We start from the raw sequence: 7104 nt of genomic DNA, 5'->3' as shown, positions 1-7104 counted from the left end.
GGTCTGGCGCTAAAGGGGAGCGTGGCCCAGAGGCTGGGCTGGACGGACAAGAAAATAGTCACGACGGACAAGATTCGAGAGGCGGCCCAAGTGGGCCGCCTTCGTTTTTTATTGACCTCCGCCACGCAGAGCAACAGCGGCGCGGCGGCGTATCTCGCGTTTCTCTCGGCGTTTGCGGGAAAGCCGCAGGTGCTGACCGAGAGCGATCTGCAAAAACCTGCCGTCCAAAGCGGCGTGGCAGCACTGCTGGGAAATGTCAACCGCTCGGCGGGAAGCTCGGGCTGGCTGACGGAGCTCTTTCTGCGCCGCTACGACGACTACGACGCGATGATCAACTACGAGGTCATGGCAACCGAGGCCAACGCACAGCTTGGGGCGCAGGGCAAAGAGAAGCTCACCATGATCTATCCCTCCGATGGCGTCGCCATCGCTGATGCGCCGCTGGGCTATGTCGAGCGTGGGCAGAGCGCAAGCAAGCGCGAGGCGTTCACCAAGCTCCAGACGTGGCTGCTCTCCCCGGAGATCCAGCGCGAGATCGCGGCGACTGGGCGGCGCACAGGTCCCATCGGCGATGCCTTCCCAAGCCAGCTCCGCCTGCCCCGCGCCGAGGTCGTGCGGCAGGCGCTGGATCTATACCAGACCACGCTCCGAAAGCCCTCGCTCACGGTCTACTGTCTCGATGTCTCGGGGAGCATGCGTGGCGAGCGATTGGAACAACTGAAAAGCGCCATGCGCGGCCTGCTGGATCAAGACCAAGCGCGACGGAGCCTGCTGCAAACCTCGTCGAGAGACATTACCGTGGTGATTCCCTTCAGTGGAGCCCCGCAGGTGCTCTGGGAGGTGCGCGGCAACGATCCCAACGCGCTGGCAAGCCTCAATGCGAAGATTCAAGCGCTAGAGGCAACGGGTGGCACGGACATCTACTCCCCCACCGTGCAGGCGCTGAAGCGCATTCACCGGCAGCCCGGCTACGAGGACTACTTCCCCGCCGTGATCCTGCTCACCGACGGCGAGTCCAACACGGGAGCAAGCCTGAGCGATGTGGTGAGCGAGAAGCTCGATATCCCCGTCTTTGCCATTCGATTTGGCGAGGCATCGTCGGAGCAGCTTGATGCGCTCACCGAGAGCACGTCGGGCAGGACATTTGAGGGGCGCAGCGACCTGAGCGCGGCGTTCCGGGAGGCGAAGGGCTACAATGGCTGACCTCAAGGCGGGCCTGAGCAAGCCCCTGAGAACGAGTCTCTGGGCTTTAGAAGGCGACGGGCACCTCCGTGCCCAACCAAGTTTACTGGCTGCGAAGGCAGCCGTCGCCCTCGTGAGCCGGAAGACTCGTTCTTCCGGTGACTTTTGGGAGGGCTACAATGGCTGACCTCAAGGCGGGCCTTACCGCCACGCTACTCTTTATCGTCTTGCTTCTGGCCGCCAAGCAGCCCGTTCTTCTCAGTGCGGCTCTCGCAGGTGGAGCCTATCTCGGGGTGCGCCTCTTGCTCGCTCCCAAGACGATCCCTAGCGAAAAACCCTGGCTGGAGCCACTGGCTGAGCGCTGGTCGGGCCGCGACGAAGGCGAGCACCTCGCCTCCCTCTTGCGCCTCACGGAGCGCCTCCGCCACCAACCCGAGCTAACCAGCGCCGTGGACGAGCATCTGGTCTACATCAAGCGTGCCTGCGAGCCGTACAAAACCGGCATAAATCCCACCGGCCAAGCCCGCACGGAGCTTTTGACACTTCTTGAGCTGGTCGAGCGCCGCCTACTGCGCTTGGCCGAGGCACATCGCCGCGATGATGACCGAGCACTGGCAAGCGAGCTGGCCGCCCTACGACAAACTCTGGTTGAGCTTGTCCCCGAACGCGTTATAGGAATGAGAAAACAGTAACTGATCCTTCGGCTAAAGCCGAAGGCTTTGACAGTGGAGGAAGGCAAGCCTACTTCCCCGTCTATAGGGCAAGTTACATTGCCCCGTGCTCTAGGTAGCAAGCTACCAGGAGCCACACTAGAAAAACTGATGCCGTCTGAATGTTTTACGAATCAAGACGATGTGTTGGTTCAACCACCTACATTCACTTCACCCAAAGGGTACCCGGGTACAGATAACCGTTCCCTCCCTAGGTGGGAGTGCCTTCATACCTGGCGTTATGAGCCAATGCGATACTCAGCAGGGTTTTAAGAACCCGGAAAGCAGAGGCAAAATAATTTGAAAATCCAATTGTGGTAAATTCTATGCGGTTAAATATTCCTCTCCTGTCTGAAGCAAGAAGTTTACTCTGAGGTATATCTATGAAAAAATTTATCGGACTGATTCTATTGCTGACTGTCATGGGAGCCGCCGCGCTTCTGACGGCCCAGAAATCCCGCACTGCCCCCACCGTTCTGCGCGGCTTTGTCGGGGGTGAGAAAAGCGCACTTCTCGCCGACCCCGAGTTTGGCAAGCTCTTGTGGGAGCGCTACGGACTGGTGCTCGAAGCTGAGAAGCGCGGCTCGCTGGAGATGGTCACGGAGTCAGACACCACGGGGAAAGACTTCTTATGGCCCTCGTCGTCGGTAGCGCTGGCGCTCTACAAAGATGCGGGCAAGCCGCTGTTGGCGAGCGAGAACGTGCTGAACTCACCGCTGGTGCTCTATACCTGGGCAAAAGTCGCCGACGCACTAGACAAACAGAAACTCGACTTCCCCAAGCTCGTCAACGCCGCCGCAACAGGCAAGACCTGGAAAGAGCTGGGCCTTCCCGAGCTCTACGGAAAAGTCGTGCTCTACACCACCGACCCGCTGAAATCATCATCGGGGAATCTCTATGCGGGGCTTTTGCAGACCGTGCTGGGCGATACATCCAAAGTCAAGGCGCTGATCGCGGCACAGGGCTTTCAGGAGAGCAGCTCGGACACGCTCTTTACGCAGTACGTCAGTCGGGGCATTGGCGACAAACCGATCATTGTCGGCTACGAGGCGCAGCTGATTGACTTCGCCCGAACCAGCCCAGAAAAATACGCTACGCAGAAGGCCCAGCTCCGCGTGCTCTACCCGAAGCCCACGGTCTGGAGCAGCCACCCGATCCTAGCACTCACCCCAAATGGCAAGAAACTCATCGCGGCACTCCAAGACCCCGAGGTTCAGAAACTTGCCTGGGAGCGCCACGGTTTCCGGTCGGCGACGGGCGCAACCAACGATCCGAAAGCCTGCGGCGTGGAGGGCATTCCCGAGACGATCGAAAGCGTCGTCCCCGTGCCCGACACCAGAGCCATGCAGGCACTGCTTACCGCCCTGCGATAAGATACAGGCAATAATTATGAAAATATTAGCTTCTCTTGCAATAATTCTCGGACTTGCATCGCATGCCACAAGCCTTGCTGCCCCGCAAACGCGTGATCTTGAGTGGAAACCCAATCAAACGCTTCGGAGAGGGCTGATTCCCGTGCCCGCCCGTGAAGCCTCCGAGTTCCAGCTCCTCCGCCCCCAAGACTACCAATTTCAGACCATGCCAGGGCCTGCGGGAAGCCAAGCAAAAGCGTGGGTAAGCCCACCCCGCGCTGACAAAACCCGTGTGTATCTCATGGTCACGACGCTCACACCTCCCAAAGAAGAGGCGACTTCGTACACAGCGGATCAGGTTCTGGACAAGATGCTCTCTAGCATTGAGCGTCGGCGCAAGGACTGGAAGCGCTCCGCCACGCAGCGGGGCACCGTCAACGGTCTGACATTCTACCGCGCCTACTGGAAAGGCACCGACACACAGACAGGCCAGCAGATGCGTGGTTTCAGCTACGTCACGCAAATCGGCAACAGCTTTTTCCAGCTCTCCAGCCAGGACATTGAGCCTGCGGCAACGACCTCACTTGCCCTGATGGAAACCATGACCCTGACCTTCACATTACCCGCACCCTCACGATGATCGAGACGCATGTTCACTTTAACAACGAGACTTTAGAGCGCGACCTGCCCGGTGTTTTGGCACGCGCCACCGAGGCGGGTGTCACGGACTTCGTAGTCGTCGGCTTTGACGAAGCCTCGTCGGAGAAAGCCGTAGCGCTGGCGGAGAAAGACACTCGGATCTGGGCAGTGGTCGGGGTGCACCCGCACGATGCCAAACACTGGAATGCAAAAATTGCGGAGCGGCTACGAGGCTGGGCGACGCACCCGAGAGTGCTAGCAATCGGGGAGATCGGGCTGGATTTCTACCGGGATCTGTCGCCACGAGACTTGCAGTACGCCGCGTTTCGGGCACAGCTAGAGCTCGCCCGAGAAGTCAATCTGCCGGTCGTCATCCACTGCCGCGATGCCTACGACGAGTGTCTGGCGCTGCTAGAGGCCGAGGCAGCGGACATTCCGCTGATCATCCACTGCTTCGCAGGAGACATGCGCCACGCAGAGATTTGTTGGAAGCACGGCTGGTTTATCGGGGTAGACGGCCCGGTGACTTACAAGAAAAACGACGCACTGAGAGAGATCGTGAAGGCCACACCCGCCGAGCTGCTACTTCTGGAAACCGATGCGCCGTATCTCTCGCCCGAGCCCTTTCGGGGCAAGTTCCCCAACGAGCCCGCACGGCTGGTCTATATCAAGAATACCATCGCGGATCTTCGAGACACCACGCCCGACGCGCTCGATACGCAAACCACCGCCAACGCACGTCGTGCCTTTCCGAAGCTACTTGGGAACGGCTAGGCTCAGGACTTTCTCCCCGAGCTTTGCGAGAGGAATCTCGGCGGCAAGCTTGGCATCTTGGTCGTCTTTGACAAGCACCTCGGGAGTTCCCGAGCCCGTGCCTGTCTCACTTGCGGTCTTGCCATTAGAGCCACGTAGGCGCAGCTCCCACTGCCAGTCTGTCCCAGAGCCTTTTTTGGTGAAGATCACATCGCAGAGCCAGGTGTGGCAGCCTCCGGATTTCTTGGGATCATTGAGCTTGTAGACCCCCTCCAGGCCTGCTTGTCCTCCCGAGACACTCGGGGTTGTCCAGTTACGTTCCCCTAGCAAGCTCCACTGGTAGTGAAGCGTCTCCGGGGTCTCCTTCACGCGTACCGCCAGTACACGCACAGAGCCGTCGGCGGGGCTAGAGAGACGCTCAGTGCCTTTGCGAGTAGGGCGAGGGCAACCTGCCAGAAGCAGCGCAACAACGAGGAGGAGAGCAAGACGTATCACGACCTATTGTATCGCGCGGTACAATTCTTCGATGCGCAAGCCGCCCCAGAGTAAAAAACTACAGAAAACCGCTCTCAAAAGCAAGCTCTCTGCCACCCAGCAGCAGCTCAGTGCTGTCCAAGGCCAGCTCGTCGCTGCGAAACGCTCTGAGGACGCCATCGTGCTAGAGCTTTCCCAGGTAGAGGCGCAGCTCTTGAGCACACGCCAGAAGCTTGCGGAGACGAAATCACGGCTAAACCGGACGCGTGATGAGCAGCAAAAAGTCGCGGGGCTCCTGACAAAGTCCCAGAAGCAGCTTGCGGTCGCACAGCACGGCCTCGCGCAGCGCATGGCAGCCAACTACCGCCAAGGCCCGGTGCGCTACGCCTCGGTGCTCCTGGGGGCGCACACCATGGGCGAGCTGGTTAGCCGCGCACAGCTCATCCGCTCGATAGTCAAGTACGAGTCTACCCTCATCGCCAAGATCAAGGCCAGTCGCGAGCAAGTCGTTAAGTGGAAGGTTCTTCTCGATCAGAAGGCTACCGAGATCCACAAGCAGGAGCTAGCCCTCGGGGGCCAGCAAGACAAAGAAGCCCAGCTCGTCCAGAAGCGCCGTGGCGTGCTAGCAGAGGCGCAGGCCGCTCGTACCCAGATTGAGGCAGAGTACGCCCAGCTTGCCGCCGACTCGCAGGAGATTGCGAAGCGGCTCCAGGCACTGGAAGGGATGCCTCTACCAGGGACATTTGCGGGCAAGCTGATCCAGCCGGTGGCCGGAAGGATTGTCTCTCCGTTCGGCATGCGCTTCCACCCAATTCTCAAGTACAACCGCCTGCACGCTGGTGTAGATTTTGGTGCCGGCACGGGCACCCCGATTGTCGCGGCGGCAACGGGGGTGGTGGCCTTCTCAGGAGTCATGCGCGGCTACGGCAATGTGGTATTGCTGGATCACGGCGGGGGCATCTCCACTCTCTACGCCCACTGCTCGGTGCTCTTAGCCCACGAAGGAGAGAGTGTCGAACAGGGGAAAGTGATCGCGCGTGTCGGGGCAACGGGTCTGGCAACCGGCCCGCACCTGCACTTTGAAGTGCGGCGCAATGGTACGCCCGTTAATCCGATAGGCGGCGGACTTTAAAGCAAAATTACGAGTTTATCTGTGCTTGCCGTAAAGGTAAATCCGCAGGGTTCCTACCATAATCTCAAGGAACCTCAACTACGAATGAAACGCATCTTCACTCTGATCACCCTCAGTTTTGCCTTGTCCGCTCTCACACTGGCCTCGTCGGCGTCAGCCCAAACACTAGCCACGAGCGTAAAAACCGCGAGTAAAACCTCGACAGCACTCAAAAGCTCAACTAGCACCTCGAATGTGACTTCAGGTAGCAATAGTACAGATCGCGTGCAGTGGGGGGAAGGCCCTGCTCAGCCAACTCCGGCACCAATTGCCTTTACGCCAACCCCGGCTCCGACGCCTGATCCGGGTATAAACACCGGTTCGAATACTACCAATGTGGCGGCAACCCATCGCTCTCGTTCGACAGCTCCCTCTGTGCCCGAACCGACAACACTTGCCTTGCTGGCTCTAGGCGGAGTAGCTCTCATCCGTCGTCGAAAACGCGGAAAATAGCTGTGGTACAATAGTCCTGCGAAGCCGCGCATCCCCTCAGGGTGCGCGGTTTTTCTTTTCAGGACAGCTATGGATCTCTACGACTTCACGATTATCGGTGGCGGCCCCACGGGTCTTTTTGGTGCCTTCTATGCGGGTCTGCGCCAGATGCGTACCAAGGTTATTGACTCCATGCCCCAGCTCGGAGGCCAGCTCTCCGCCCTCTACCCGGAAAAGTATATCTACGATGTGGGAGGCTTTCCCCGCATTCTGGCCAAGGATCTCGTTGCTCAGTTTGCCGAGCAGGCACTTCAGTACAACCCCACTATCTGTGTGAACGAAAAAGTCGTGACTCTAGAGCGTGTGGGAGGGGAGGGAGCCAATGATGGCC

Annotated in this window: 9 protein-coding genes; 8 read left to right on the top strand and 1 reads right to left on the bottom strand. The window is 59.2% G+C overall.

What is annotated here, in order from left to right:
• From RMO15_RS12385 to RMO15_RS12365, 5 genes are all read left to right on the top strand, one after another.
• On the top strand, nucleotides 1-1203 hold a 1203-nt coding region (locus RMO15_RS12385), incomplete at its 5' end, for a VWA domain-containing protein (RefSeq protein ID WP_309712790.1).
• 158 nt (nucleotides 1204-1361) lie between these two features.
• Nucleotides 1362-1874 carry a hypothetical protein gene (locus tag RMO15_RS12380; protein ID WP_309712786.1) on the top strand — a complete coding sequence of 171 codons (513 nt, stop codon included), beginning with the start codon at nucleotides 1362-1364 and terminating at the stop codon, nucleotides 1872-1874.
• Between the two features lie 401 nt (nucleotides 1875-2275).
• Entirely contained in the window at nucleotides 2276-3265 is a 990-nt protein-coding gene (locus tag RMO15_RS12375) for a hypothetical protein (protein WP_309712783.1), read from the top strand.
• Between the two features lie 16 nt (nucleotides 3266-3281).
• The gene (locus tag RMO15_RS12370; RefSeq protein ID WP_309712779.1) at nucleotides 3282-3884 is read left to right on the top strand and encodes a hypothetical protein; all 603 of its coding nucleotides are present in this window, start codon (nucleotides 3282-3284) and stop codon (nucleotides 3882-3884) included.
• Nucleotides 3881-4657 carry a TatD family hydrolase gene (locus tag RMO15_RS12365; RefSeq protein ID WP_309712776.1) on the top strand — a complete coding sequence of 259 codons (777 nt, stop codon included), beginning with the start codon at nucleotides 3881-3883 and terminating at the stop codon, nucleotides 4655-4657. The genes RMO15_RS12370 and RMO15_RS12365 overlap by 4 nt, the downstream gene beginning before the upstream one ends.
• On the opposite strand, the gene RMO15_RS12360 is transcribed toward RMO15_RS12365, so the two are convergent.
• Complete coding sequence (locus RMO15_RS12360) at nucleotides 4640-5131, bottom strand: hypothetical protein (RefSeq protein ID WP_309712773.1); 492 nt, start codon at nucleotides 5129-5131, stop codon at nucleotides 4640-4642. The two genes, RMO15_RS12365 and RMO15_RS12360, sit on opposite strands and share 18 nt — an antisense overlap.
• 31 nt (nucleotides 5132-5162) lie before the next feature.
• Here RMO15_RS12360 and RMO15_RS12355 point away from each other — a divergent pair, with 31 nt between their 5' ends.
• From RMO15_RS12355 to RMO15_RS12350, 3 genes are all read left to right on the top strand, one after another.
• Complete coding sequence (locus RMO15_RS12355; RefSeq protein WP_309712770.1) at nucleotides 5163-6242, top strand: peptidoglycan DD-metalloendopeptidase family protein; 1080 nt, start codon at nucleotides 5163-5165, stop codon at nucleotides 6240-6242.
• Between the two features lie 84 nt (nucleotides 6243-6326).
• Entirely contained in the window at nucleotides 6327-6734 is a 408-nt protein-coding gene (locus RMO15_RS33255; protein WP_369016105.1) for a PEP-CTERM sorting domain-containing protein, read from the top strand.
• 69 nt (nucleotides 6735-6803) lie between these two features.
• On the top strand, nucleotides 6804-7104 hold a 301-nt coding region (locus RMO15_RS12350; protein ID WP_309712767.1), incomplete at its 3' end, for an NAD(P)/FAD-dependent oxidoreductase.

Origin of the sequence: Armatimonas sp., from assembly GCF_031410135.1 — a bacterium.
Taxonomy (GTDB): Bacteria; Armatimonadota; Armatimonadia; order Armatimonadales; family Armatimonadaceae; genus Armatimonas.
The sequence above is the reverse complement of the archived record's forward strand: the minus strand, read 5'-3'. Positions and strand labels throughout refer to the sequence as shown.

Bases quoted from the DNA above. Each gene is read 5' to 3' on its own strand.
- RMO15_RS12370 (WP_309712779.1), top strand. From the start codon at position 3,282: ATGAAAATATTAGCTTCTCTTGCAATAATTCTCGGACTTGCATCGCAT.
- RMO15_RS12380 (WP_309712786.1), top strand. From the start codon at position 1,362: ATGGCTGACCTCAAGGCGGGCCTTACCGCCACGCTACTCTTTATCGTC.
- RMO15_RS12375 (WP_309712783.1), top strand. From the start codon at position 2,276: ATGAAAAAATTTATCGGACTGATTCTATTGCTGACTGTCATGGGAGCC.
- RMO15_RS33255 (WP_369016105.1), top strand. From the start codon at position 6,327: ATGAAACGCATCTTCACTCTGATCACCCTCAGTTTTGCCTTGTCCGCT.
- RMO15_RS12355 (WP_309712770.1), top strand. From the start codon at position 5,163: ATGCGCAAGCCGCCCCAGAGTAAAAAACTACAGAAAACCGCTCTCAAA.
- RMO15_RS12365 (WP_309712776.1), top strand. From the start codon at position 3,881: ATGATCGAGACGCATGTTCACTTTAACAACGAGACTTTAGAGCGCGAC.